The organism is Brucella sp. GW823-FHT04E01 (assembly GCF_058796175.1).
Genome location: NZ_JBXAIK010000002.1, coordinates 997,345 through 1,021,896, shown reverse-complemented (window position 1 = coordinate 1,021,896; position 24,552 = coordinate 997,345). Strand labels below are relative to the sequence as shown.

The window sequence follows — 24,552 nt, the reverse complement described above, 5'->3', positions numbered from 1 at the left end:
GTTGAAAGCTGGCCAGCCATCTTCGCCTCAGTTGGTGCGATGAGGATTCGAAACCACTCTTTGAGAAAAAGGCCGATGGACGAAATTCAGAAAACCGGGCAAGCCGACAACGGCTCACAAGCGTTCCGCCGCACTGCCTTGCACGATATGCTCGTCAACCATCTGCGCGACATGATTATCGAAGGGCAGCTGGAGCCAGGCACGCGCCTGCATGAAGGCCAGCTCGGAGAACAACTCGGCGTGTCCCGGACACCGTTGCGTGAGGCGATCAAGTATCTGGCCAGCGAGGGACTCGTCGAGCTTGTTCCAAGCCGCGGTGCTGTTGTGAAACGGTTCAGTGCAGCTGATGTCAGGGACATGCTCACCGTCCTGCGTACTCTGGAAGAACTTGCTGGGAAACTCGCCTGCGAGCTTGCGACCGACAAGGAAATCGCCGAGGTTCGTTCGCTGCACGATGAAATGATCGAACGCTACAAGCATGCTGACCGACTGCAATATTACAAACTGAACCAGCAGATTCATCTCGCCATCGTTCGCCTTGCCCAGAACCCCACGCTGGCTGACATTCACCAGATGCTGCAGACGAGATTGAAACGGATTCGTTTCGTCGGCCACGAAGGCGCCGAGAAATGGGCGGCGGCTGTATCTGAGCACCGAGAAATGATCGAGGCGCTGGAAGCCCGCGACGCGACCCGACTGTCTGAAGTATTGGGACGCCATTTGACCAAGGCATGGGAGCGCGTACGCGACTCGATGTAAAGGCAATCAGGTGGGTAATTCTATCTGTTTATTACTATCAGTCAGATTATCGTTTGATCAAGAACATCGGATGGGTTCTAACTTAATCGAGCCGGATCGCGTTACAGATCAGGGCGGGATCATTTTCGCTTATCCGATGCATTGGTACAGACTATGGAACTAAAATGGCTGGAAGATTTCGTCAGCCTCGCGGAACACAGGAGCTACTCCCGTGCTGCAGGTGACCGCAATATCACGCAGTCCGCTCTCAGCAAGCGCATCAAGCAACTGGAAGACTGGGTTGGTCTGCCACTAGTCGATCGGTCATCCAACCCAATAAGCCTGACAAAGGCAGGAGAATGCTTTCTTCCGCGGGCACAAGATGCTCTCGAAATGTTGCTCAGTGCTCGCAAGAGTGTCAGCGATGGCTACAGCGCAACGTGGGAAATCATTTCTTTCGCAACACTCAACACGTTGTCGCTCACATTCTTCCCGCATTGGATGGCACAGATTGAAGCTTCTGGGGCTTCATTCCGTGCCCGTTTTGCCGATCCGCATTCATCGTTCGTCGGTAATATCTCCACACTCGTCAGCGGGCATTGCGACTTCTTCCTGACTTATGCGCATCCCGCTGTTCCGCAGATGGACGATCTTGGCAACTACCCCTTCCTATCATTAGGAACCGAAAGGGTCATTCCGGTCTCTGCCCCCACGCCGAATGGACAGGCCCTGCATAGCCTGAAGGAAAAGTCGCTACCGATCGACTTCCTCAGCTATCGTGGCAACTCGTTCTTTTCTCTCGCTCTGCCCTGGCTGTTTGAGAAACATGGCTTCCAATTGAACACTGTTTACGAAAACGGAATGTCTGTTGCGCTCAAGGCAATGGCGGTCTCCGGACACGGTGTTGCATGGATACCGGAAAGCCTTGTCGACGATGAATTGAAGCGCGGCGTACTGGTCCGCGCCGGTGAAACAAACACCGATTTGTTGATCGAAATCCGTGTTTACCGAACACTCCAATTCAGGAACAAACAGGCGGAACTCTTCTGGCGCCGCGCCTCACAACTGGTTTCCCAGAAAAGTGGCCACGACGCCGGAAGTCTTGCGCCGAGTTAAGACATCAAGGCCGAGGAAAAAGTGCCGCGGCAGCTTTCAGGTTTGCCGCATCGTCAAGACCGTGCAAATCCAAAAAGATCTTATCTGCGGCCGGAATCGCCGCACAACAATCCAGAAATTTCCGCGTCCGGTCATCGGCACTGAAAGGTTGCTGCAGAGTACCAACAGCGAAGCTGCGCGACGCCTGCAAAACACGTCCGTTTTTCAGTGTAACGGTTGCGACATGCGGCAGCTTTTCCGCTGATACCCGTTCTTCCTCCATCGAATAACTTTGCATGGCGATAACATCGAGCAGTGGATCGTCCCGGAAAGCAACCACAGCCTCTGGGGTGAAATCTGCAAGTGCCAGATGTCCCTGCCGCAAGGCGCGTGCGACGCAATATTGCATTGAGAAGCGTGCCTGCATCTGGTCGGTCGGCTGCGTATATGCGAGATTGCGATAGTTCGCGATCCCAACCAATGTATCTACAGCCACAACATTCTCGGCATCAAACCCGTGCTCTTCCTTAAGATCAAGCAATGAGTCGACGATCATATGGGTTGACCCACAGCAAGGGTGCCGTTTCGGCATGACACCGGCCGTTTCAATCACATGCGCCTTATCGGTGAGGATATCATCGATATCCCAACCGAGACGTGGATCCCCTGCAAATAACTCACGAATACCCTGCTCCCCTTCCAGAATATCGTGCCGTGCCTCCATTCCAGCTTTTGCGAGCAATACAGCCTCAACAGCATTGCGTGCGGCCATGCCCGCATGAAACGGCTTGATCAGCGTGCCGAACTGACCTTTCGTGCCGGATGCGAAACTGGCAGCGATAGTGATCGCCTGTGTGGTCGTGTCGATGTCGAGACCGAGCATATGAGCCGTGGCGACAGCAGTGCCAATACTCCCCACGGTTGAGGTTCCGTGCCAGCCAGCTGTGTAATGTGCCTGTCCCAGGCCCTCGCCTACCAGCGCCTGCGCCTGCAGTCCTGCCAGATAGGCGTCGATCAGACGCCCCCCTGCGGTTTCATCTAAATCGGTCAGCGCCAGGATAGCGGGCACGATCACCGCCGAGGCATGGCTCATACCGGGCAGGAAATTATCGTCGAAATCGAGCGCATGCGCTGCTGTACCATTGACCAGCGCAGCGAACATCGGGCTGCCTGTTCCTCCCGCAACCAACAAAGCAGTTCCACCAGCGCTGAATTCTGCAAAGGCTTTCACAACGCTTTTCGTGCTGACGTCGTCACGGCCTGCCACCATACAGGCCAAGGTATCTAAAATGGCATCGCGCGCCAGTTCCCGCGCATTGGCACTCAACACTGGTTTTGCACATGCCGAAGCAATCGCCAGTGCGACTGTCATCTCCTTCTGCTGCATGACGTTACCCCTGAAAAGCATCAAGAATGAGCTTCAAAAGACGCCCGAACTTGTGTCGATTGAGCTGGCGCCCAGCAATGTCGGTATCCACGCGATGCACGATCACCATATCAAGCGCGGGCAATATGATGCAGAAATGGCCGCCAGCGCCGAAGCCTGCATAGCTGCCTTTCGGTGTCACCACACCGGGGAAGAACACGCCGTCTCGCTCCAGCCACCACATATAGCCATAAGCGCCACGTGCACCAGCATGAGAGTAAGGCATCACACATTCCTGCGCCCACCCGTCAGGTAGAACGGATACACCGTTCCAGCGGCCATTGCGCAGATAAAGCTGGCCGAAGCGCGCCAGATCGCGTGTCGACAGACGGAACGGGTAGGCGGCATGCCGGCTTTCCGTAAAGCGATCATGCCAGCCATCCGGCTTGTCACCATCCAGTCTGAAATCTTCAAGCCCGAGCGGTTTTGCGATACGCTCATCGAAAGCCTGGTGTACGGTCTTGCCGGTCAACTGCGCGAAAATAGTGCCGAGCGCATTGAAATCCCAGTTGTTGTAACACCAGAAGGTGCCTGGCGCATGGGAATGGCGCTTTTCCTTGATCATCCGCATCCAAGGCGTCTCGTAGCCCGCGGGATGATAGACGCCGGAACGCGCAGTCAGGAGATCATAAACCGTCGCCTGCTTCTCGACTTCGCTCAAGCCTTCACTGTCATCAATACCTAGCTGTTCCAGCGTCAGACTGAGGTCGATGGTGCCATCAGCCACATCCTGCCCCATCAGTGCAGCAAGGATGCTCTTGCGAATGGAATGGCAGAGATATTTGTGTGTGATGTCACCATATGTGTGGACGATCTTATTACCTTGGACGACCATCAATGCATCGGTTTCCTGTTGGTCCGCGCAAGCATCAACAGCACGAAGTCCAGCTCCCGACCAACCCGCCGCAGCAGGACTCTTCAAACGTTCCCATTCCTGTCCAGGATTGGCCACCGAATGATAGTTCATACCCGTATTTCCCCAGCCTGATTATGTGCGACGGCTTCCACGCTGGCCTGCAGGAATTCCTGCGTATATTCAGCCTTGGCGCGCAAATGACGAAGATCGTCTGCCGTCAGTTCTTCCAGAATGATGCCCTTGTGCATGACCCCGACACGCTCGCAGATATGCGCCACTACGGCGAGGTCATGCGAAACCATGAGATAAGTGAGATTGCGCTCGCGGCGCAGTACCTTGAGCAGATTGAGAATTTCCGCCTGCACGGAAACATCAAGCGCGGATGTCGGTTCATCGAGAAGCAGCACATCCGGTTCGATGATAAGCGCACGCGCTATTGCGACGCGCTGACGCTGACCACCGGACAATTCATGCGGATAGCGATAAAGGAAACTTGGGCCGAGACCGACCGCCTGCAATACGTCACGAATACGCTCGTCTTTGCGATCCATGTCGTGAATGGCAAGCGATTCTGCCAACACCTTGTGCACCTGCTTGCGCGGGTGCAGCGAAGCATAAGGGTCCTGAAACACCATCTGGACACGACGGAAAAACGCTTTGTCGCGCTCGCCGCCCATCTTCTGTTCATCAAAAACGAAATTGCCTTGATGGTGCGGGATGAGGCCTGCGAGAGCGCGCAGGATCGTGGACTTGCCACAACCGGATTCACCGATCAGGCCATAAGCCTCGCCGCGCTCGATATGAAACTTTACCTTCCTGACGACAGTGGCGCGCTTGCGCCCTTTGCCGAAGCTGATGGAAAGGTCTGAAACATCCACAAATGGAGAGTTGGCGGCATGTGTCATGAGTTTTCTCCCACCAGCGTCGGCTCGGTGAGCCAGCTTTTGTCGCGTTCGGGCACCTTCAGCATATCGACCGGCTGATCCAGCCGAGGAAGACTTGCCAGAAGCGCCTGCGTGTAGGGATGGCGGGCCTTGTGTAGGTCCTTGGCCGGCAGATCTTCCATGATGCGCCCCGCATACATAACCAGTACCCGGTCGCAGAAGTCCGCCACCAGGTTGAGGTCATGGCTGATGAACATCAACCCAGTACCTGAACGGCTGACCAATTCATCGAGCACAGTCAAAACCTGACGCCGCACAGTCACGTCGAGCGCGGAGGTCGGTTCGTCAGCAATAATCATGTCCGGTTCAGGGATCAGCATCATGGCGATCATCACCCGCTGGCCCATGCCACCGGAAATCTCATGCGGGAACAGACGCATGACACGCTCGGGATCGCGAATATGCACGGCCTCCAGCATGGCAATTGTCTTCTGTCGTGCCGCCGCCGATTTCACCCGATGGTGTAGCCGATAGGCTTCCATGATCTGATCACCGATACGGATCAGCGGGTTGAGCGAATATTTCGGGTCCTGAAGGATCATCGAAATGCGGTTGCCACGTACACCGCGCATCTGACGTTCGCTGGCTGACAGCAGGTCAATCTCGCCGAAACGCAGGCTCTTGGCGCGGATTTGTGCCGCCTTTGGTGTCAGCTTGAGGATCGAGCGCCCAGTCATCGACTTACCGGAACCGGATTCGCCTACAATACCGACTTTTTCACGCCCTATGGAAAAGCTGATGCCGCGAACGACATCGATGTTGTGATCGGCACCGGGAAACGACACCCAAAGATCGTCAACTTCAAGCAATGGTTTTGTCATTGATCTTATCCGTTTCTGGGGTCGAGAACGTCGCGCAAACCGTCGCCGAACAAGTTGAAGGCGAGGCTCGCGATCAAGATTGCAGTGCCGGGTACAGCGGCAAGCCACCACGAAGTCATCATGAATTCGCGACCACTGGAAAGCATCGCGCCCCATTCCGGGCTTGGCGGCTGTGCGCCAAGACCGAGAAAGCCAAGGCCGGCGGCCGTCAGAATGATCGAAGACATGTTGAGCGTAATGCGGATCACCACCGACGGAATGCACATCGGCACGACATGTTTCGTAATCACCCGCATCGTGGAAGCCCCCTGCAGACGAATGACGGCCACATAGTCAGACGAGCGGATGGTCAGTGTTTCGGCACGTGCAAGACGGGCTATCGGTGGCCATGCGGCGAGCGAAATGGCGATAACGGCATTTTCGATGCCTGGCCCAAGCGCTGCAGCAAAGGACAGCGCGAGCACGAGACTAGGAAAAGCAAGAAAGATATCGACAATACGCATCAGTGCCGTATCAACCCAGCCGCCCATATAGCCTGCGGTGGTGCCAACGACGAGACCAATAGGCGCAGCGATGACAGCAGTCAGCGTCACGATGTAAAGCGTGATGCGCGAGCCATAGACAAGGCGGCTGAAAATATCGCGCCCCAGTTCGTCCGTACCAAAGAAATGCCCCCATGACGGTGGTTGAAGCCGGTTAGCGAGATTGTTGGCACCAATGTCGTGCGTGGCGATTAGAGGCGCAAAAATAGCTACCAGTACCAAAAGTACGATTACGGCCAGACCGAACACGGCGGACGTATTGGCCATCAGCTTGAACCAGGAACGGCGTAACTGCTGGATATTGGCCTGAAAAGCGGAAGTAGGCACGGGGGCAGTCAGCCAACCCCGCAGAGAATTGGAAGTTTGGGCCGACGATGTGCTGGTGTGGGTGTTCATCGGCAGTGTCCTATCGTGTGCGAGGATCAAAAACGCGATACAGAAGATCGCTGATCAGGTTGATACCGACGAACAGGATGCCAACAATCAGCGTGCAGCCGACCACCGCGTTCATGTCACCAGCCAGAAGCGCATTGGTGAGGTAGCGCCCAAAACCCGGCCATGCGAACACCGTTTCAGTCAGCACAGCGCCTTCCAGCAGAAAGGCATAGGATAGCGCCACGACCGTCACGACCTGAACCGCAACATTGCGGAATGCATGACCCCAAACGGTGCGCGCCCAGGACAGCCCCTTGACGCGCGCAGTGATAATATATTCCTGATTGAGCTGCTCGATCATGAAGCCACGCGTCATGCGGCTGATATAAGCCATAGAACCAAAAGCGAGGATCAGGGCCGGCATGATGATATGGCTTACAGCGTTCCAAAAAGCATCCCACTGCCCCTGCATTGCGCTGTCGAGAAGCAAGAATCCGGTCGTCGGTTCGACGGAATATTCGTAGATGAAGTCGATCCGCCCCGGCCCACCGATCCAACCCAACGTGGCGTAGAAGATCAGCAGCGCCATCAAACCGAGCCAGAAGTTCGGCGTAGAATAACCAAGCAAACTGACCATACGCACAGCATGGTCCAGCGGCGAATTGCGATACATGGCCGAGAAAACACCAAGCGGAATACCAAGCGTGGTACCGATGGCGATGGCCACGGTCGCCAGTTCGATGGTGGCGGGGAAGACGCGTGCAATATCTTCCAGTACCGGACGACCGGAAGTCAGCGCGTTGCCAAAATCAAACATAAGCGCATTCTTGAGGTATAGGCCGTATTGCACGATCAACGGCTGGTCGAGACCCAACTTACGATACATCGTGTCATAGGCTTCTTGGGAAACATTGTCCCCCAGCATGGCAATAACCGGATCGAGCGGCAAAAGGCGGCTGATGAAAAAGGTCAGTGTGACCAGTCCCAGAAGCGTAATCGCCACTGAAATGATCAGGCGCACTGTGGCGGCGAGAAACTGAAGCACCGGACCGGCTTCCCTGTCGCGGTCCGCCTCCTCCACGTCTTCCATGATTTCGTGCGTCGTCATCTGCAAATTCCCAAAAGAGAAAAACGGGATGCCGGGCCAGGATCGCACTGCGAGCCACAAGCGGTCACACGGTCATCCATCGAAGCGAAGAACGCCCGGCGACTACGAGGAAGCCACCGGGAACGCTATTCTCGCTATTTCGCGGCCAGATCGTAGTAGACGCGGAAGCCGTTCCAGCTCCAGTTCTTCATAGCCTTGTTAACGCCAGCGACATTATAGATCTGGAAAATGAAGGCGTGCGGCCCCTTCTCCATCATCTCCTTCTGCAGATCGATATACATCTGTTTGCGTTTGGCCTCGTCCTTCTCGAACAAAGCCGTGTCGACTTCCTTGTTTACGGCTTCGTTGAAGTAGCTCGCGCGCCAGCTCGGATACATGGTCTGCTTGGCCTCAGCCCGGTTATCAGGATTGAAAATCTGACGCGAAGCATTGCCATGCGCGTCCGGAACGGTGGTCTGCCAGCCCATCAGCGACGTCTGGAACTCCCGACCGCGAATGCGGCTGAACAATTGCGCGTTGGCCATGCGTTCGATCTTGATCTTCACGCCGACCTTGGTGGCGGCATCCTGAATGCTCTGGGCAATCGGAGCCGCATAAGGCGCAGTACTGATAAACATCGTCGTCTCGAAGCCCTTCTCGTAACCGGCTTCCTTCAGTAGTTCACGAGCCTTTTCCACATCGAGTTTGAAGGGCTGCCCTTCCTTCTCATCCAGTGCACCGAAAGCACCTAGCTGCACGAAGCTCGCACGCGGCACGCCGACATTGTTGATGACCGTCTTGCCGAGGCCCTCGTAATCAATGAGATAGCGCATCGCGAGGCGCACCTTTTCATTGGCGAAGATCGAATCGGCATTGTTGAAATTCCAATAGAACAGCGAAGGCTTTAGCGAGCGTGAAGCGGTCACCTTTTGCTGGGCTTCGAGATCGCGCAGGTCCTCCGGCGTCAGATCTCGAGCAATGTCTATGTCACCTTTTTCAAGCAGAAGCCGTTGAGTTCCCGCTTCTGAAACATGGCGGATCAGCACCTGTTTAAGCTTCGGTGCTTCTCCCCAGTAATTGTCGGTCGCCTGAAGGATAACCACTTCGGCGGGGTTCCACCGCACCAGCTTGTAGGGGCCGACGCATTCCGACCGAGTGGCCAGATATTTGTTGCCCATGTCATTATCGACCTGGTTCTCCATCAACACCTTCTGATTAAGAAGGCTGGCAACCCGGTTGGCGGCGATCGCCGCCAGAATGAGATTGACCGGATAAGGCTTGTCCAGCTTGAAAACGACCGTGTTGTCATCTGGCGCCGAGATGGTCTGATCCACATTCTCCTTGGTGAAACCGTACTCCGTCAGTGTCGCAGCATTGCCGAAACCGAGCTTGACTGCGCGCTGGAGCGACCATGCCATATCGCCCGCCGTCGCCTTGTCGCCATTGTCAAACTTCAGGTCATCGCGCATGTGGAACGTGATCTGCAGACCGTCCTGCGAGACGTCCCAGCTTTTGGCGAGTTGCGGCATGATCTTGGTCTCGTCAGCCGGATCGAAATCAACCATTGGGTCGCAGATATTCTGGATGATCTCGTTGGTAGCCGCCTCACCGATCTGTGCTGGGTCAAAAGTGCTGATAGCGTCGATGTTCCACGCCATGACAAGCGCGTTCGGTGGCGACGCGGCCCCAGCAGGGAACGTCGCAGCACTCATACCGGCGACAAGTGCGAGTGCTGTGGTACGGCGCAAGATGGTTGTCTTTTGTTTTTGCATTATTATCCCCTTTTATGGTTGAGCATTTTCGAAAGGTGCCGCGCGAGTCCGCGCGGCACGAAATGCAATTATTCAGCCAGTCAGTCTGCTGGACGCGGTTGGAGCGGCGGATTGACGTCTGACGGGATCGGGCAGGTATAGGGCGTCGTTGCCGTACGAGCCTTGTGATCAGCCTTGGCGTCGTTCAGGGTTTTCTCGTTCTGAAGAACATCAAGCGCAGTGCCCGCCATCACCTTGGCGGCGTAGACCATGCCCTTATGCGCGGCTGGCATCTTGCCTTGTGCCGTGATCTGCCACGAATGACCGGGCGAGCCGATCGCATGTGTTGCCACGCGCGCCTGAACGGTCGGGACGACCCAGCTTACATCGCCCAGATCGGTGGAGCCGATCATCGGCACGCCCTTCTGTTCACGTGGCAAGACGTAGTCGCAAAGAGGTTCATTTGCTGCCAGCGGCTGGCCGACGCGCAAGTAATCGGTTTCAATGTCTTCCTTCGAAAGCGTTGCCTGAATCTCGGCTGCGAAGGCACGGTCCACATCGTCAAACGGCACACCGCCCAGACGTTCCATGTTCGAATGCATCGCGATTTCCAGCGGCGTATTACCGAGCAAGTTCGACACCGCGCTCATAATGGAGATGTTGACGGTCGTTTCCGTCATCATCGCAGCGCCTTCTGCAACCTTCTTCACCCGGTCGTTGAGAGCGAACATACCCGGAAGATCGGTTGCCCGGATGGCGTAGCGCACCTTGGCTTTGGCTTGAACGACATTCGGCGCGATACCGCCCGCATTGAGATAGGCATAGTGAAGACGGCAATCAGAAGGGATGTGTTCACGTAAATAATTGCAACCGACGCTCATCAGCTCCACCGCATCCAGAGCCGAGCGCCCCAGATGCGGTGCCGCGGCGGCGTGGGAGGCCCGTCCGGTAAACTCGAAATCCATGCGCGTATTGGCGAGCGACTGCGCGTCGTCTACCTGGGTGAACGAAGCCGGATGCCAGCAGATGGCAATGTCGACATCATCGAAAGCGCCAGCACGCGCCATGAACGACTTCGCCGCCCCACCTTCTTCCGCCGGGCAACCGTAATAGCGTACACGTCCCTTCTTGCCGGTCTGTTCCAGCCAGTCCTTAACCGCCGTCGCAGCCAAAATGGCGGCGGAACCCAGAAGATTGTGGCCGCAACCATGGCCATGTCCCGTGCCAGGGATCGGACGGGGTTCCGCAATACCCGCTTCTTGGCTGAGGCCCGGAAGGGCATCGTATTCACCCAAGATTGCGATGACCGGTCCACCATCCCCGGCTTCACCCATCACGGCGGTGGGAATGCCCGCTACGTTCTCGGCAATACGGAACCCCTGTTCCTTCAACATTGCAGTATGCTCGGCACAGGACTTATATTCGGTATAAGCGATCTCCGGCATGCCCCAGACGCGGTCACTCAAGGCTTCAAAATCAGCCTTCTTCGCGTCCACCAGATCCCAGATATCTTCACCATTCTTCACGGTGTTCTCTCCCAACAATGTCTTAAAGATTCTCGTCAATGAAACGGGCCAGCGCGCCAAACACGCGGCGCCGATTTTCGATACGCGCGAAGCCATGGCCCTCATGCGGTACACGCAGATATTCGATCGGTTTGCCGAGGCCGCGCAGGCACGAATAAACCATCTCGCTTTCGCACGGCGTGACACGCGGGTCTTCCAGACCATGCGCGATCATCAATGGCGCGGCGATATTGCCTATGCGATTGATGGGCGAGAACCGCTCCAGCTCATCCCGCATGGTTTCGACATCACCATATTCGATGGCGCGCAGTTCCTTGCGCCACGGTCCCGTTGTCTGCAGCAGAGTGAGAAAATTGGCGATCCCGTAATATTCGACACCAAGCTTCCACAGGTCGGGATATTCCGTCATGGCCGAGAGGACCATGAATCCACCATAAGACCGGCCAAACACGCCAATACGACTTTCATCTACGTCACTACGTGCTGCGACCGCCATGCGCACCGCTTTGAGATCGGCGACGCTGTCCATGCGTAGTTCACGGTCGTCGAGATGCTGGTAGTCGCGGCCATAACCGGTGCTGCCGCGAATATTCGGCGCGATGACCATGATGCCCCGTGCCAGCATGTACTGGATGTCCGCCCGGAAATCCGGCCTCCACTGGGCTTCAGGACCGCCATGCACAATGATCATAACTGGATAACCATCACGACCCGGTGCACGCTCCGGCTTGTAGACGAAATACGGAACGTCCAGACCGTCGAAACTTGCAACGCTCGTTACCGTTGGTTCCAGAAAGGCCGGTAATTTCACCTTGGCTTTCGGCGCATCTGTCAGGCGTGTAAAAACACCGCTTTCAACATCGCAGCGCCAGATATCGCCCGACGTCGCAGCACCTTCCACAGGCATGATCAACGACATGCCATCGGGCGTCCATGCAATCGAAGCAACGACCCCAACAACCGGCATCTCTAGCTGTTTCAGCACCGCTCCGTCGCGACCGATCAGAACCAGATCATTCCAGCCCTGACGGTTCAGGACGAGTGCTATCCTGTTCTGATCAGGTGAGATTGCGAGCGCTTCAACATCCTGCCCTTCAAAAGCGGCGAGTTCGGTCAGCCATGCCGCGTCATGCGGCTTGACCATGACCGAGAGATATTCGCGTTCCTGATCGGCAATCAACAGAATACCGGAGCCATCCTTGAAGAATTTCGGCGCCTGATAGTGCGCCCGGCCTTCATGCGGCAGAATATTTTCATAGGCGCCTGTTTCGAGATCGAGGCGGCAGAAGTCCTGATCCGTCATGGCACGCTGGCAATCATTGACCAGAAGCGACTTGCCATCGGGCGCAAAAGCTGCCGGGCTGCGCCAGCCGATACCCTCGTAGACGCATTTCGTCTCGCCCGTCGCAACGGTCATCACATGAATATCCATGTGCGAACGGTCGCGATAATTAGCGCTATAGGCGATCCGGGTGCCATCCGGCGACCAGCAGCCCCAGGCGTGCACCACCGTAGTATCGGTGGTGAGGAGGCGCGGCTCACCTTCGGCGTCTTCGATCAGCCACAGCTGGTGACGTTCGTCGCCACCCCAGTCTGTGGTGATCAGCAGATCACGGTTCTTGGGATTGAAGGCAAGATTGCCGACCGGTTCCGGCAGATTGGTGAGTTGGCGTGGCTTGCCACCTGCAAGCGAGCGCGCCCAAACCTGTGCCGTACCGCTTTCATCGCTGAGATAGACCAGAAGTTCACCGTCCGGCGACACGGCGGGCTTCACCGCCTTGCAGATATCGACGTAGTACGTCATCGAAAGCGATGTATCGGCGGTCCTTGTATCGAACATCGAATTGTCCTCAATTCCAAGCATTGATGAATTGGATTACACCAACTGCCGCGCCAGCCGGGCAGATGCAGCTGCTAGCGCATCAGCCATCGGGCCGATTGTCGACTGGTGATTGGCAAGTGTGACGATGGTGAATCCGGCCTCCGGCCAGGCTTCCTTGAGTTTCCAGGCCGTCATCATCGGCGTCACCGTATCGTATCGCGCCTGCACGATTTCGGCTGGCAGGTGACGAATACGATCAATACTCCCGATGAGATAATTCTCCGGCAAGAAAGCGCGGTTGATGCAATAGTGGGTAAAAATGCGTGATACGGCCAAGGCCGCTTCCGGCTTCAGAAGTTCGGAGACGTGGTTCGTGTCCGGTTCGAAGGTCTGCGTGCGCGCCGAAAATCCGCGCAGGCTCTGGGCCGCCGTCTGTTCTTGTACCGGATCCCCAGACGTTAGCCGCGTATAGTAGGCGGCGAGCAGGTCGGCGCGCTCACTTTCCTGTACGAATTCGGCGAATTCCTGCCAGTGATCCGGGAAAATGGCACGGCAGCCATGGAACCACCAGTCAACATCCTCCTGCCCGCACAGAAATATTCCGTGCAGCCGAAACCCGAGACAGTGCTGCGGATGCGCTATTCCATAGGCAAGCGAAAGACATGATCCCCAAGAGCCTCCGGCCACAAGCCAGCGCTTGATACCCAGTTTTTTGCGCAGGGTGTCCATGTCCGCGATCAGATGCTGTGTGGTGTTTTCAACAATTTCCGCGATAGGGGTGGAACGGCCCGCACCGCGTTGATCGAAGGTAATGACACGATAAGTGTTGAGATCGAAACTGGCAATCTGCTTGGCCGAGACACCCGCACCGGGACCGCCATGTAGAAAGACAGCTGGGATCCCTTTTGGATTACCATATTCCAAAACGGAAAGTTCATGCAGGTCGCTGACCGGCAAGCGAAATTCCTGCACTGGTTGCGCAAGACTTGCCGCTCCACTGGCACTGCTTTGCGGCTCCATATTGTTGAATAGCTGCGCCTTTTCGTCAGAAGGGTAAATCTTCCCCTCCAGAACGCGCTTGGCTTCCGTCATTCATTTCCCCATTTTCGCGCTCGTTTGAAAGGCGCACCAGCCATCGTTACCCGAAGCCAATCTTCTTGCTTTTTCAAGAGCTTGAAGAAAAGCCGAGGAGTAATCTCCCTTGACCGTCAATTTTATTATTTGAAATTTATAGGCAGCAAATTTAGGCTTTGGCCAATGCAATTTTAGACTTGCCATTCCAATATGGAATAGAAAAGCTGACGCTTGTTGAACAAGCCCTGTTAAAAACAGGCAAGCGCTTCGACCCTATCTATATATACCCGTATTTATCTCCCCGTCCAAACCGCACCATGCACGATACATGCCTGGGCTGTTGAACGGCAGGCTGACATTGCCTTTGCGATCCACCGCAACAAGACCGCCAGAGCCACCGATTTCACCCAGCTCGCGGACAACCGCGCCAGCCGCTTCATTGAGCGATTGCCCTGCCCAGCGCATCCGTGCATCCACTTCGTGACCCACCGCCCAGCGAATGAAATATTCTCCGTGACCTGTGGCGGAAAGCGCTACCGTCTCGTCATCCGCCCAGGTTCCAGCACCGATGACCGGGCTGTCGCCAACGCGTCCCGGTGTCTTGGCGGTCATGCCGCCCGTGGATGTGGCTGCCGCCAGATGACCGAAACGATCCAGTGCAACTGCTCCGACAGTGCCATGTTTGCGGGCAGGATCGCCATCGTCGGCGACACCACTGCGACGACGTGCCATTTCGTCGTGCAAGGCCTTGCGACGCTGTTCCGTCGAGAACCATTCCGGCACCATCATTTCCAGACCGGCAGCTTCGCAAAAACGCTTTGCCCCTTCGCCTGCGAAAAATACGTGTTCGGTCTGCTCCATGACTGCACGTGCCGCCAGAACAGGATTGCGTGGCCCGCAAATTCCGGAGATGGCACCGCATGCCCGCGTTGCACCATCCATGATGGCCGCATCCATCTCATGCGTTTCATCCGTCGTGAAAACGGCTCCACGCCCGGCGTTGAAAAGCGGATTTTCTTCCAAGGCAATCACAGATGCCGTCACGGCATCGAGTGCTTTGCCACCTTTACGCAAAACATCCAGTCCAGCCTGCAGGCATTCCCGCAGGCCGGCATGATAGGCTGCTTCCTTCTCTGGCGTCATATTGGCTTTAAGAATGGTTCCAGCGCCGCCATGCAACGCGATGACAGGTACAAATTCGGGCATCGTCATTAACTCGCTGTTGACGTCGCTATTGCGGATCGGAATTATGTGAAGAAGTACGCAAACTATCGAAATGTATCAGCTGGTTTTGATTGGTTCGTTTCGTTTTGTGTATTTTCGAGCTCTCTCGGAAGAGGCAAACTTGAGCAGCGCAGGTGCATCTCGCGAACGAACACTTTTCGCCGCTTCTCGTCATTCTCCTTTATTGCCGCCGCTATACCCAGCCCATACGGGCCGATGAGAAGTCCGGGAGCCAGGTCGGAAACCTTCTTTTCTCTCGCCTCATAATTCGCGGCCTCCGCACGAATTTCTTCGCACTGTGGCGACTGCCATTTGGGATCCTGAATTGAAAGCGAAGACGCATAATTCTGCGGCGATGTCGTGCATCCAACCAAAGTCATTGACAGCAGGCCAGCAATCCCTGCCCCTAAACGTTCGAATACCATTTCATTCCGTTTCTTTATGCGACAGGCTTCACGTGCGATGCCACCGCTTAATCTGAAATATTGCTATTGCCTGCAAGTATTGCATCCGCAGCCAATCCACCTGCCATGCGGTATTCATCCGACCATTCTTCATCATCAAATACGCAAAGCGCAATTGTCGCACATCGCTGCCTCTCCCTCAGGATAGCAAGTGCGATTATATCGATGGGTGCAACTTTTTCGTTCGCTTCTGAGACTTCGAGCCACAAATTTCTGGCCGCATCTTCAATATCACGGGGAAATTCCATGCCGTTTGCCTCTTCACGTGGTTCAATGCGCAAAAATTTCGGCTCGTCGAATCGCAAGCTGTTACCCGCTGTTTCTATCGTTTCACAATTCAATATAGCAGGCACTTCTCAACAATGCCGCATTGAACGAAATTTTCGTTCGACAGCACCCGTTAACGGAAAACATTGATCTGCACGGATATAAAACGCTGAGGGCTACATTTAGCAATGGGCGAGGCAGAGCTTGAAGCCGGACTTATTCTTTAAAATCATACTGGCTTTATGCGCAGTTTTCCTTGTGACTGCCATCATTATCAGACTTTATCACGAGTATCACGACATTGATCCGACCTGGGGCAACTTACGTTCGGGCGTCTACCCAGGTTGGGATACATCAGAGAACTAATTTCCTGAAGTTTCAGAAAACCTGTTTGCCTTGTAAATCAGGCTTCCCGACTCGGCAGCCTCCACGTCAATCCGGATATTCCTGATTTCGATAGATTGTTGCTCGACCGGAAAATCGACTGTTTGTCCCGTATCCGGGTTTTGCAGATCAGTCGCGGTATAACCGCGAATCTCGAAACACATTCTGCCATCGGCGACGCCCAAATAAACGATGTCAAAAATCGTGCCGGACTCGATAGGATCATACTCATCAGGATTTGGTATCTCCAGCCCTTTGGCATAATCGCGCGGGGGGACAACGGGATCGCCACTCAGAACGAACTGGGTCTGACCAAAGGTGTCGGTTGCCGGTGCAGAATGATGCGATGTCTCTTCAGTCCCTGCCGACACCTCAGCACCTGGTGCCTGTTGCGCGTGCAAGTCCGCTGGAAAACTCAGAATACAAGATATGGCCGAGAATATTACAAGCCATCGAATTGTATTCGAACGTTTACCCATCGGCTGCTCCTTTTCCTGAATCGTAAATCAACGGCGTTGTTTTGACCGAAACGCAACGCGCAAGCAATCCTGCATATCAGGTGCTGTTCCTGTTGAAGGCATAGCAGTAACTGTCACGATTTTATGACTGCAATCGCAGATGCCTTCGGTTAGGGTCAGCGCGGGAAGATTATCTTCTGAAACCTCAATAGAGAGGCATGGCATGACGGTTGAAACCAGGTCCGTTCGCATTATTCGGACAGTTGTTGAAACACTGCGCCCACAGTTCAACGTGGAGTTATGGGACGGCACGCGCATCGGTGCATTCGATGGCCCATCATTGGTAATCAACGATCCGACAATCGTTCGACAGCTTCTCCTCAAGCCCAACTATGATTCTCTGATCGATATCTGGACATCGGGTCGTGTGGATATCAGCAATGGTACGATCTTCGACCTCGCAAATGCCAAAACCGATGGAAGTGTGAAGAACAGGCTGAAAGAGCTGCCAAAATGGCAACTACTCAAGGATCTTCCGGCTCTTCTGCTCGCTGGCAAAACCGATGCGCGCGAGGTTCTTGACGGTAAGGAGCCTTTCGTCAGTGGGTCGAGCAAGGAGGCAATTACCCATCATTACGATGTGTCCAACGAGTTCTATCGCTTATTCCTCGATGAGCGAATGGTTTACACATGCGGCTACTTCACGGACTGGGCCAATGATATCGATCAGGCCCAGAAGGACAAGCTGGAACTCATCTGCCGAAAACTACGATTGAAACCAGGTGACCGTCTTCTGGATATCGGTTGCGGTTGGGGTGCCCTCCTGATCTATGCAGTGCAAAACTTTGGCGTCATCGGAACCGGCGTTTCATTGTCGGAGGCACAAACGGCACTTGCCCGAGAGAGGATCAAGCAGGCAGGTCTCGAAGACAGGATCACCATCCACGTCAAATCCTATGCAGAGCTTGACGGGCAGTTCGACAAAATTTCGTCTGTTGGAATGTTCGAGCATGTTGGTATCGCCAATTACGACAGCTATTTCAGTGCCGTGAACCGGCTTCTGCGCCCCGGTGGGCTTTACATGCACCACGCAATCACACGGCGCATGAAGAAGGACAAGAAATCCTTCAAACGCAAAAGTGCAGAACATAAGGCGCTTGTGAAGTATATTTTCCCCGGTGGGGAACTCGATCATCTTGGGATGACGGTAGAAAACCTCGAAGGGCGCGGGTTCGAAGTCCACGACGTCGAAAATCTGCGCGAACATTATGGCCGCACCTGCCGGTTATGGTGCGAACGACTTTATTCCAATTTCGACAAGGCCGTTGCCGAAATCGGTTATCCAAAAGCGCGTCTCTGGTTGCTCTATCTTGCGGGATGTTCACTGGCATTTGAGAGAGGCACCGTCCAGATTAACCAGACCGTGGCTTCAAAACGCAAACGCGGCATTTCCGCTGTGCCGCAGACGAGAGCGGATATTTATACCAGTTTCGGCGAGCCAAGAGGTGGGTAAAGCAGCTTGGGCAATTCCCACCTGACTCACGATTGACTAAACAGTCTCCGCTAACTGGACGCTTTGTACCGGTTTAGCCTGTATCTGGCGCCATAGAGGCGTCATTGCAGCTGTGATGTCTCCATAAAGCGCGTAACGGCGATTATAGTGTCCATCCAGCGCGGCGTTCGGCTTGTAATGCCGATCGGTGCGCACCATGGCATTGGCACCTTCTGCGAAATCGAAGAACAGCCCAACACCGGTCCCCGCCGCAATGGCTGCGCCAAGTGCGCCTGTTTCTCGTGAGACGGCAACAGAAACTGGCACGCCGAGTACATCGGCAAATATCTGGGGCCATAAACGGCTGCGTGAGCCGCCACCGGAAAGCACAGCCTCCTCGAAGGTCGCGCCTGCTTTTCGGATGGTTTCCACATGCTGGCGATGACCGAAGGCAACGCCTTCAAGCAAAGCGCGTATCAGATGCCCCTTCGTATGCCAGCCCGCAATACCGTAAAACCCTGCGCGGGCGTGGCCGTCCTGTTGCGCTCCGTAGAGATAAGGGTGGTAAAGCGGATCATCACTTGCAGGTTCGATGGCTGCGGCGAGACTGCAACAAACATCAAATGGCGAGACATCAGCATGATGGTCTCCTTCAAAAAATTCCCGCACCAGCCATTCAAGATTCGCCGCAGAGGTAGCGCTGTTTTCCATAGCCATGTAACGGCTGCGATCAAAAGTAGAGGTCATGAAGACCGGCCCCTTGAGATCTGGGCCGTCGACAATAATCTGGTTGATGCTCCACGTACCCGCAATGATCGATGCACTTCCTGTGCGTGAGACACCAGAACCTAGCGCCGAAGCTACGACATCGAAGAGACCTCCAACAACAGGTGTACCCGCCGCAAGCCCGGTCTCCCGCGCCACAGCCTCAGTTACATTGCCTGCAATATTGTCGCTTTCGATGAGCGGTGGCAGGATATCCATACAGTCGCCCAAACCGTAAGCTTCCATCAAAGCACTGTCGTAACGGCGCGTTGCAAGATCGAGCAAGCCCGCCCCCGACATGTCGGAAACTTCGCTGAAACGTTTGCCCGTCAAGCGATTGACCACGAAGTCCTTGGAGAAAAATACCGTGCCTATCTGGTCAAACAGTTCAGGCTGGTAGCGCTTCAGCCAGGCAAGCAGCGTCGGGGTTTGGGAGGGCCATGGACGCTGGCGTGCTATCGGATAGGTCTTTGCGCCCACCCCTTTTGCCGTCCACTCTTCAACGAGACCGGTCGCGCGGGTGTCGAGCGACTGGATACCTATGAGCGGATCTCCCTCCCGGTCGAGCGCGTAGAGCCCGTTGCCGTGTCCGGCACAGCCGATAGCGGCAATATCACTCGCCGTTATCCTCGCCTTATCAAGGCAAGCCCGAATAACCCGCTTGGCATTGGACCAGAGCTCGCCAAGGTCACGCTCGACGTGACCGGGATGTGGCATGCGGCTATGTCCTTCTTCACCTGCATGGGCGAGCTCCCGTCCCGAAAGATCAAAAACCACCGCCTTGATGACAGTGTTGCCCGCATCGAGCCCCAACAGATATTTTTGCATGAAGAACCCCTCCCAAGGTCCAACTAATCCAGTAACTCAGCCCTGCTGATAAAGCGAGTAGGCCTCCTCGCCACTCGCATTCTTATGAATAATCGCCATCAACCCACGCACCACGGCGCTTGGATTGGCATGCTGATATATGTTGCGTCCATAGACCATGCCCATTGCACCTTGCTGCATCAAGGCTGCAGATTTTGCAAACACTGCGGAGAGATCTTCCTTACCGCCGCCACGCACCAGCACCGGACAGCGCGCCGTCTCTACGACACGATGGAAATCCTCTGCATTTGTTGTCGGATCTGCCTTGATGATGTCAGCTCCCATTTCGCGGGCAAGCCGCGTAAGCGTCACGATCTTGTCGGCGTCACCATCGACCATGTAGCCGCCGCGCTCTGTGACTGGCTGCATGACGAGCGGTTCGATCATCAGCGGCATACCGTATTTTTCGCAATCTGCCCGGACGCGGGAAATGTTCTGCACGCATTGACGAAAGAGGTCTGGCTCGTCCGGCAGCATGAAGAGGTTCACCACCACGCAGGCCGCATCCATCTGCAACGCTCCGATCAGCGGATCGGCCTCGTTCTGCAGCACAGCCCACATGTCGCGATGGCGAATGCGGTTATAGGGATTGCCCATATCGAGACGCATAACCAGAGCCGGTTTATCCTTGCCGGGAACATCCTGCAGCAGATCGGCCTGACCATAGTTCATCTGGATGGCATCAGGCTTTGCGTCGATCAATGCCTTGATGACAGCTGGCATATTCTCCAAGCCGTCGAGAAAAGAGGGCTCATTGCACACGCCGTGGTCGACAGCCACATCCAGACAGCGACCGTTGCCGAACAGCCGGTTCATCCGGACTTTGCGGTTTTCTCGCATAATTCACTCCTTTGTTCGTTCCTTGCGGAAAGGGTTTCTGCGGCGACGCCGTGGCGCTCGCGCATGAGGGTTAGAAATCGCATCAACTCTGCGTCGCGGTACTTTGGCGACCAGTTTTTCTCCGTCGCCAGCAAATCAAGCACGGCCTCGGTCATGGCGAGAGACAGTTCGCCGGAAATCGCCAATGTCGTGCGCCGCAAAAGCAAGTCATCGAGATGCTCGATCGCTTCGGTACGGATAAGATATGAAAGCTCCCGCCTGCTGTAGGCGGCATTGGGCAAGGCATAATCCGACCCCTCCGCGATAAAGTGGGCGATTTCGGTGGCACCCGTACCGTAGCGCTTGAAAAGTATTTCAACGCGGTCTGCGGGAAGTCTGGTGGCGGTAGTCAATTTTTCGATCCAGATTGCACGATCTTTCGGGAATGCGCGTCCACCGCCTATGGCACGTTCCGTCGTGTCGATCCGTCGCGACAACCCCAGCCGCTTCAACGCCATGTCAGCAGCCATTTCGCCAAAGGAGCGAAAAGTTGTCCATTTTCCGCCAATCATGCAGAGTACGGGAGGACGGTTATCCTGCCCTTCAAGCACCGTGCAGAAATGGTCGCGTGGGATACGGCCCGTAAAACTGTCGTTGCTGGCTGGCAGCGGGCGCACGCCTGCGAACTGGAAGACAATCTCCTCAGGACGTATTTTGATCTCTGGCAGCACGAAAGCGAGCGATTGCAAAATGTAGTCCCGTTCGTCTGCCTCGCAGCGCACGGTGCCGGGATCGTCGACGCGGATATCCGTCGAGCCGACGAGAACTTTGCCGAGATAGGGAAACAGGATGCAGATGCGTCCGTCCTCGTTCTCGTAATAGATCATGTGCCCATCAAGACTGTCACTGAGAGCGGGATTATCGACAATGAGATGCGAGCCTTTGGTGACCCCCATCAGCGGGGCAGGTTGTGCCTCTTTCGGAAACAGTGTGCCATTCGCGATATCGATCCAGCCACCCGTCGCGTTGATGACCAGCCGCGGCTGGATAGAGAGTGTTTCGCTGGAAATACCGTCGAATAACTGAAAATCACCACCGCCACTTTCACAAATTGCCGCATAGTTCAGCGCCTTGGCATTCGGTCCAGCTGAAAGGCCGTCGCGCAGAAGCTCGACCCCAATCCGCTCTGGATGGCTGACCCAAGCATCGAAGTAGGTAGCGGAACTGCGGATCGCGGGATTGAGCGAAGGCCATTTTGCAAGTGTCGTTTTGCGACTGCGAAAACGGTGTTTTGGCATAAGCGCTCGTTTGCGCGTCAGAAAATCGTAGATACCTAATCCTGCTTTGATGGCGATTGCACCACGCCGGCTCGGACGGCGCGTAAGCCCCAGAAAACGTACAATCCCATTTCCTAACCCCGAGAAAATGTCGAAGATCGGAACGGTTGTCGGTAGCGGCGCGACATAGTGGGGAGCATTGCGCAGCAATCTGTCACGCTCGACAAGGGATTCCTTCACGAGGCTGAACTCGCCATTCTCCAGATAACGCAAACCACCGTGAACCATACGTGAAAGCGCAGCGCTGGCGCCCGAACAATAATCGGACTGCTCAACCAGCAGCACGTTCACGCCCTGCAGCGCAAGCTCACGGAAAACGCTGAGCCCGTTAATGCCACCGCCGACGACACAAACGTCCACCTTCGGGCTCTGGCGGAGCCCGTCTAATATCTCTTTTCGGTTCATGATGGCCGTCCGTTATCCGTCCATGTTAACCAGTTGTGCCGAAATGGCCGTGTCGATAGCCGCAAGGTCATCGGACGAAAGCCGGAGCCTTCCTGCCTGCGCATTGTCGAGCGCCTGCGCTGGATTTCTCGCCCCGCAAAGTGCGAAGGTCACTCCCGGCTGCGCCAGCGTCCAAGCAATCACGATCTGGGCTATCGTCGCGCCATGGCGATCGGCGACCGGCTTTATAGCCGTCGCAAAATCCTTTGCCTTCTGCCGGTTGGCAACGGAAAAGCGTGGATTGTCCTTACGTTGATCGTCCCCGGAAAACACACGTTCCGGTCCGATCATGCCAGACAGAAGACCAAGCGCGAGTGAGGAATAGCTCAACGTCGATACATTGTTTGCAGTGGTAAGCGGCAGCAAGTCTTGCTCGATCTCCCGATCGATCATGCTGAACCGCTCCTGGATCGCATCGAGCGCGCCAGTCTGGACATAGTGCTCCAGTTCCGACCGATTGACGTTGCTGGCACCAACAGCCCGGATTTTGCCTGCCTGTTTCAGGTCATCAAGCGCCGCGACGGTCTCTTCGATTGGTGTCGTCGGGTCCTGCCAATGAGTGATGTAAAGATCGATATAATCGGTACCAAGGCGGCGCAAACTTTCTTCCACCTCGTGGATGATCGCATCCCGCCCCAGATAGCGATGGACTGGCTTTCCATCCTGATCGAAGAAGTGCTTACCTTTCCGGGTATGCCAGACGAGGCCGCATTTGGTCGCGATCACCGCCTTGTCGCGGCATCCGGCAATTGCCTTGCCGACAATTTCCTCAGATCGTCCGAGGCCGTAGGCCGGCGCCGTATCGATCAGCGTCACGCCAGCATCCAGCGATGCCTGGATAGCTGTGATGGATTGGGCTTCATCCGTTCCGCCCCACATCCAGCCGCCTATAGCCCATGTACCGAGACCGACTGCGGACGCCCTGACGCCGGAGCGCCCGATTTCGCGGATCAACTGTTCGCCGCTCATGCGAAATATCCTTCTTGGGATGCAAGTTCGAGAATGCGGGCGCCAGTCGCTTCGTCGGTGACGAGCGTATCGAGATGATTGCCGCGAAGAACACTCAGGATAGATTCGGCCTTGTTCAATCCGCTGGCGACACCGATCTTCGTCGGGATGTGCGCAAACTCATTCAGCGTAAGCGAGACCAGCGCACGATTGAGGCTATAGTTGCAAATCCGTCCCTCCACATCGAGCAGATGGGCGAGAAGTTCCGCACTGGCACCGGAATGCTCGATAGCCGTCCGGTCTTCACTCGACGACGGGTGCAGATCGTAATAGGTCGAATCCGTACTGACGATAGAGCCGATACCGACGATGGCCACCTTGGCCTCCCTCGCCCGTTGGAACACGTCAGCGACAGAGCGCATGTTCATCAGCATAGCGCGCTGCGCAGCATCATCTGCGAACAAGGGCGCATGTATCTGATAGGAATGCCCTCCGAGTTTTTCGGCCATCAAGGTCGAGACGTGATTGACGTCAGTATAGTGCTTTCCCTGCACACAGCCCGTTGCTGGAATAACCTCGACATCGAAACGGCGTGGGGTCTGAATTCCAGCGACCACGGAACTCACGCCCTTTCCGCCAGTGATGCAGATCGTGTCACCATCGGCGATTTCTTCAAGAAGCAGGCGGGCAGCGGCTTCCCCCACCGCCAGCAAAGCCGTTTGCGGGTTGTCGGATGCGGTCGGCACAACAATGGCGCGGCTAATGCCACCAAGCGCCAGTAATCGTTCTTCCAGATCGATAAGAGGCTCAACCGGCGACTTGATCTTGATTTCTACAAGGCCAAGCTGGCGGCCGCGTTTGATGAGCCGGTTGACAGTTGCGTGAGAAATCCCGAGCTGGTCCGCAATCTGCGCCTGCGTCAACCCTTCCAGAAAATGCAGGACGAGAGCCTGATGCATCTGGCGGGCAACGACGATTTCCTCACGTGGCGCTGTTGTTCTTGGTTTCAGTTTAGCAATGGGCATA

At 55.5% G+C, this 24,552-nt stretch carries 22 protein-coding genes; 3 read left to right on the top strand and 19 right to left on the bottom strand.

Features of this window, described 5'->3' with window-relative positions; translation table 11 throughout:
• Positions 1-75 precede the first annotated feature (75 nt).
• Together AC1RHM_RS10125 and AC1RHM_RS10120 are read left to right on the top strand one after the other, a co-directional pair.
• The gene (locus AC1RHM_RS10125; RefSeq protein ID WP_010661728.1) at positions 76-759 is read left to right on the top strand and encodes a GntR family transcriptional regulator; all 684 of its coding nucleotides are present in this window, start codon (positions 76-78) and stop codon (positions 757-759) included.
• A gap of 153 nt (positions 760-912) precedes the next feature.
• On the top strand, positions 913-1,854 hold the full coding sequence (locus AC1RHM_RS10120) for a LysR family transcriptional regulator (protein WP_010661727.1): 942 nt from the start codon (positions 913-915) through the stop codon (positions 1,852-1,854).
• A 4-nt stretch (positions 1,855-1,858) separates the two neighbouring features.
• On the opposite strand, the gene AC1RHM_RS10115 is transcribed toward AC1RHM_RS10120, so the two are convergent.
• From AC1RHM_RS10115 to AC1RHM_RS10050, 14 genes are all read right to left on the bottom strand, one after another.
• The gene (locus tag AC1RHM_RS10115; RefSeq protein ID WP_151577131.1) at positions 1,859-3,220 is read right to left on the bottom strand and encodes an MmgE/PrpD family protein; all 1,362 of its coding nucleotides are present in this window, start codon (positions 3,218-3,220) and stop codon (positions 1,859-1,861) included.
• A 4-nt stretch (positions 3,221-3,224) separates the two neighbouring features.
• On the bottom strand, positions 3,225-4,226 hold the full coding sequence (locus AC1RHM_RS10110) for a serine hydrolase domain-containing protein (RefSeq protein WP_010661725.1): 1,002 nt from the start codon (positions 4,224-4,226) through the stop codon (positions 3,225-3,227).
• The gene (locus AC1RHM_RS10105) at positions 4,223-5,020 is read right to left on the bottom strand and encodes an ABC transporter ATP-binding protein (protein ID WP_010661724.1); all 798 of its coding nucleotides are present in this window, start codon (positions 5,018-5,020) and stop codon (positions 4,223-4,225) included. The genes AC1RHM_RS10110 and AC1RHM_RS10105 overlap by 4 nt, the downstream gene beginning before the upstream one ends.
• The gene (locus AC1RHM_RS10100) at positions 5,017-5,880 is read right to left on the bottom strand and encodes an ABC transporter ATP-binding protein (protein WP_010661723.1); all 864 of its coding nucleotides are present in this window, start codon (positions 5,878-5,880) and stop codon (positions 5,017-5,019) included. The genes AC1RHM_RS10105 and AC1RHM_RS10100 overlap by 4 nt, the downstream gene beginning before the upstream one ends.
• A gap of 5 nt (positions 5,881-5,885) precedes the next feature.
• Positions 5,886-6,818, bottom strand: coding sequence for a nickel transporter permease (gene nikC / locus AC1RHM_RS10095; protein WP_010661722.1), 933 nt, complete (start codon positions 6,816-6,818; stop codon positions 5,886-5,888).
• Between the two features lie 10 nt (positions 6,819-6,828).
• Positions 6,829-7,905, bottom strand: coding sequence for an ABC transporter permease (locus AC1RHM_RS10090; protein WP_010661721.1), 1,077 nt, complete (start codon positions 7,903-7,905; stop codon positions 6,829-6,831).
• A 134-nt stretch (positions 7,906-8,039) separates the two neighbouring features.
• On the bottom strand, positions 8,040-9,656 hold the full coding sequence (locus tag AC1RHM_RS10085; protein ID WP_010661720.1) for an ABC transporter substrate-binding protein: 1,617 nt from the start codon (positions 9,654-9,656) through the stop codon (positions 8,040-8,042).
• An 80-nt stretch (positions 9,657-9,736) separates the two neighbouring features.
• On the bottom strand, positions 9,737-11,161 hold the full coding sequence (locus tag AC1RHM_RS10080; protein ID WP_010661719.1) for a M20 family metallopeptidase: 1,425 nt from the start codon (positions 11,159-11,161) through the stop codon (positions 9,737-9,739).
• Positions 11,162-11,183: 22 nt separating this feature from the next.
• Complete coding sequence (locus AC1RHM_RS10075) at positions 11,184-13,001, bottom strand: S9 family peptidase (RefSeq protein WP_151577130.1); 1,818 nt, start codon at positions 12,999-13,001, stop codon at positions 11,184-11,186.
• 36 nt (positions 13,002-13,037) lie between these two features.
• Complete coding sequence (pip, locus tag AC1RHM_RS10070; RefSeq protein ID WP_010661717.1) at positions 13,038-14,075, bottom strand: prolyl aminopeptidase; 1,038 nt, start codon at positions 14,073-14,075, stop codon at positions 13,038-13,040.
• Positions 14,076-14,330: 255 nt separating this feature from the next.
• Positions 14,331-15,263, bottom strand: coding sequence for an isoaspartyl peptidase/L-asparaginase family protein (locus AC1RHM_RS10065; RefSeq protein ID WP_105529419.1), 933 nt, complete (start codon positions 15,261-15,263; stop codon positions 14,331-14,333).
• Between the two features lie 62 nt (positions 15,264-15,325).
• Complete coding sequence (locus tag AC1RHM_RS10060) at positions 15,326-15,706, bottom strand: hypothetical protein (protein WP_010661047.1); 381 nt, start codon at positions 15,704-15,706, stop codon at positions 15,326-15,328.
• A gap of 47 nt (positions 15,707-15,753) precedes the next feature.
• Positions 15,754-16,050 (bottom strand): hypothetical protein, encoded by a 297-nt coding sequence (locus tag AC1RHM_RS10055; RefSeq protein ID WP_226622670.1) that lies wholly within the window; start codon positions 16,048-16,050, stop codon positions 15,754-15,756.
• Between the two features lie 324 nt (positions 16,051-16,374).
• Entirely contained in the window at positions 16,375-16,875 is a 501-nt protein-coding gene (locus tag AC1RHM_RS10050; RefSeq protein WP_010661045.1) for a hypothetical protein, read from the bottom strand.
• 202 nt (positions 16,876-17,077) lie between these two features.
• Here AC1RHM_RS10050 and AC1RHM_RS10045 point away from each other — a divergent pair, with 202 nt between their 5' ends.
• Positions 17,078-18,367: an SAM-dependent methyltransferase gene (locus AC1RHM_RS10045; RefSeq protein WP_010661044.1), complete on the top strand. Its 1,290-nt coding sequence runs from the start codon at positions 17,078-17,080 to the stop codon at positions 18,365-18,367.
• A 36-nt stretch (positions 18,368-18,403) separates the two neighbouring features.
• On the opposite strand, the gene AC1RHM_RS10040 is transcribed toward AC1RHM_RS10045, so the two are convergent.
• Genes AC1RHM_RS10040 through AC1RHM_RS10020 form a run of 5 tightly spaced genes read right to left on the bottom strand, consistent with a single transcriptional unit; the run spans position 18,404 to position 24,551 of the window.
• On the bottom strand, positions 18,404-19,939 hold the full coding sequence (locus AC1RHM_RS10040; RefSeq protein WP_010661043.1) for an FGGY-family carbohydrate kinase: 1,536 nt from the start codon (positions 19,937-19,939) through the stop codon (positions 18,404-18,406).
• Positions 19,940-19,975: 36 nt separating this feature from the next.
• Positions 19,976-20,818 (bottom strand): class I fructose-bisphosphate aldolase, encoded by an 843-nt coding sequence (locus tag AC1RHM_RS10035; protein WP_010661042.1) that lies wholly within the window; start codon positions 20,816-20,818, stop codon positions 19,976-19,978.
• The gene (locus AC1RHM_RS10030) at positions 20,791-22,539 is read right to left on the bottom strand and encodes a glycerol-3-phosphate dehydrogenase/oxidase (RefSeq protein WP_010661041.1); all 1,749 of its coding nucleotides are present in this window, start codon (positions 22,537-22,539) and stop codon (positions 20,791-20,793) included. Before AC1RHM_RS10030 ends, AC1RHM_RS10035 begins: the two co-directional genes overlap by 28 nt.
• Positions 22,540-22,551: 12 nt before the next feature.
• Complete coding sequence (locus AC1RHM_RS10025; protein WP_010661040.1) at positions 22,552-23,547, bottom strand: aldo/keto reductase; 996 nt, start codon at positions 23,545-23,547, stop codon at positions 22,552-22,554.
• Entirely contained in the window at positions 23,544-24,551 is a 1,008-nt protein-coding gene (locus AC1RHM_RS10020) for a sugar-binding transcriptional regulator (RefSeq protein WP_010661039.1), read from the bottom strand. The genes AC1RHM_RS10025 and AC1RHM_RS10020 overlap by 4 nt, the downstream gene beginning before the upstream one ends.
• Between the last annotated feature and the right edge of the window lies 1 nt (position 24,552).

Coding starts and splice junctions, on each gene's coding strand:
- AC1RHM_RS10040 (WP_010661043.1), bottom strand. CDS start 19,939: ATGCAAAAATATCTGTTGGGGCTCGATGCGGGCAACACTGTCATCAAG.
- AC1RHM_RS10020 (WP_010661039.1), bottom strand. CDS start 24,551: ATGCCCATTGCTAAACTGAAACCAAGAACAACAGCGCCACGTGAGGAA.
- AC1RHM_RS10075 (WP_151577130.1), bottom strand. CDS start 13,001: ATGTTCGATACAAGGACCGCCGATACATCGCTTTCGATGACGTACTAC.
- AC1RHM_RS10105 (WP_010661724.1), bottom strand. CDS start 5,020: ATGACACATGCCGCCAACTCTCCATTTGTGGATGTTTCAGACCTTTCC.
- AC1RHM_RS10030 (WP_010661041.1), bottom strand. CDS start 22,539: ATGAACCGAAAAGAGATATTAGACGGGCTCCGCCAGAGCCCGAAGGTG.
- AC1RHM_RS10025 (WP_010661040.1), bottom strand. CDS start 23,547: ATGAGCGGCGAACAGTTGATCCGCGAAATCGGGCGCTCCGGCGTCAGG.
- AC1RHM_RS10085 (WP_010661720.1), bottom strand. CDS start 9,656: ATGCAAAAACAAAAGACAACCATCTTGCGCCGTACCACAGCACTCGCA.
- AC1RHM_RS10060 (WP_010661047.1), bottom strand. CDS start 15,706: ATGGTATTCGAACGTTTAGGGGCAGGGATTGCTGGCCTGCTGTCAATG.
- AC1RHM_RS10050 (WP_010661045.1), bottom strand. CDS start 16,875: ATGGGTAAACGTTCGAATACAATTCGATGGCTTGTAATATTCTCGGCC.
- AC1RHM_RS10100 (WP_010661723.1), bottom strand. CDS start 5,880: ATGACAAAACCATTGCTTGAAGTTGACGATCTTTGGGTGTCGTTTCCC.
- pip (WP_010661717.1), bottom strand. CDS start 14,075: ATGACGGAAGCCAAGCGCGTTCTGGAGGGGAAGATTTACCCTTCTGAC.
- AC1RHM_RS10035 (WP_010661042.1), bottom strand. CDS start 20,818: ATGCGAGAAAACCGCAAAGTCCGGATGAACCGGCTGTTCGGCAACGGT.
- AC1RHM_RS10125 (WP_010661728.1), top strand. CDS start 76: ATGGACGAAATTCAGAAAACCGGGCAAGCCGACAACGGCTCACAAGCG.
- AC1RHM_RS10065 (WP_105529419.1), bottom strand. CDS start 15,263: ATGCCCGAATTTGTACCTGTCATCGCGTTGCATGGCGGCGCTGGAACC.
- AC1RHM_RS10120 (WP_010661727.1), top strand. CDS start 913: ATGGAACTAAAATGGCTGGAAGATTTCGTCAGCCTCGCGGAACACAGG.
- AC1RHM_RS10090 (WP_010661721.1), bottom strand. CDS start 7,905: ATGACGACGCACGAAATCATGGAAGACGTGGAGGAGGCGGACCGCGAC.
- AC1RHM_RS10115 (WP_151577131.1), bottom strand. CDS start 3,220: ATGCAGCAGAAGGAGATGACAGTCGCACTGGCGATTGCTTCGGCATGT.
- nikC (WP_010661722.1), bottom strand. CDS start 6,818: ATGAACACCCACACCAGCACATCGTCGGCCCAAACTTCCAATTCTCTG.
- AC1RHM_RS10110 (WP_010661725.1), bottom strand. CDS start 4,226: ATGAACTATCATTCGGTGGCCAATCCTGGACAGGAATGGGAACGTTTG.
- AC1RHM_RS10045 (WP_010661044.1), top strand. CDS start 17,078: ATGACGGTTGAAACCAGGTCCGTTCGCATTATTCGGACAGTTGTTGAA.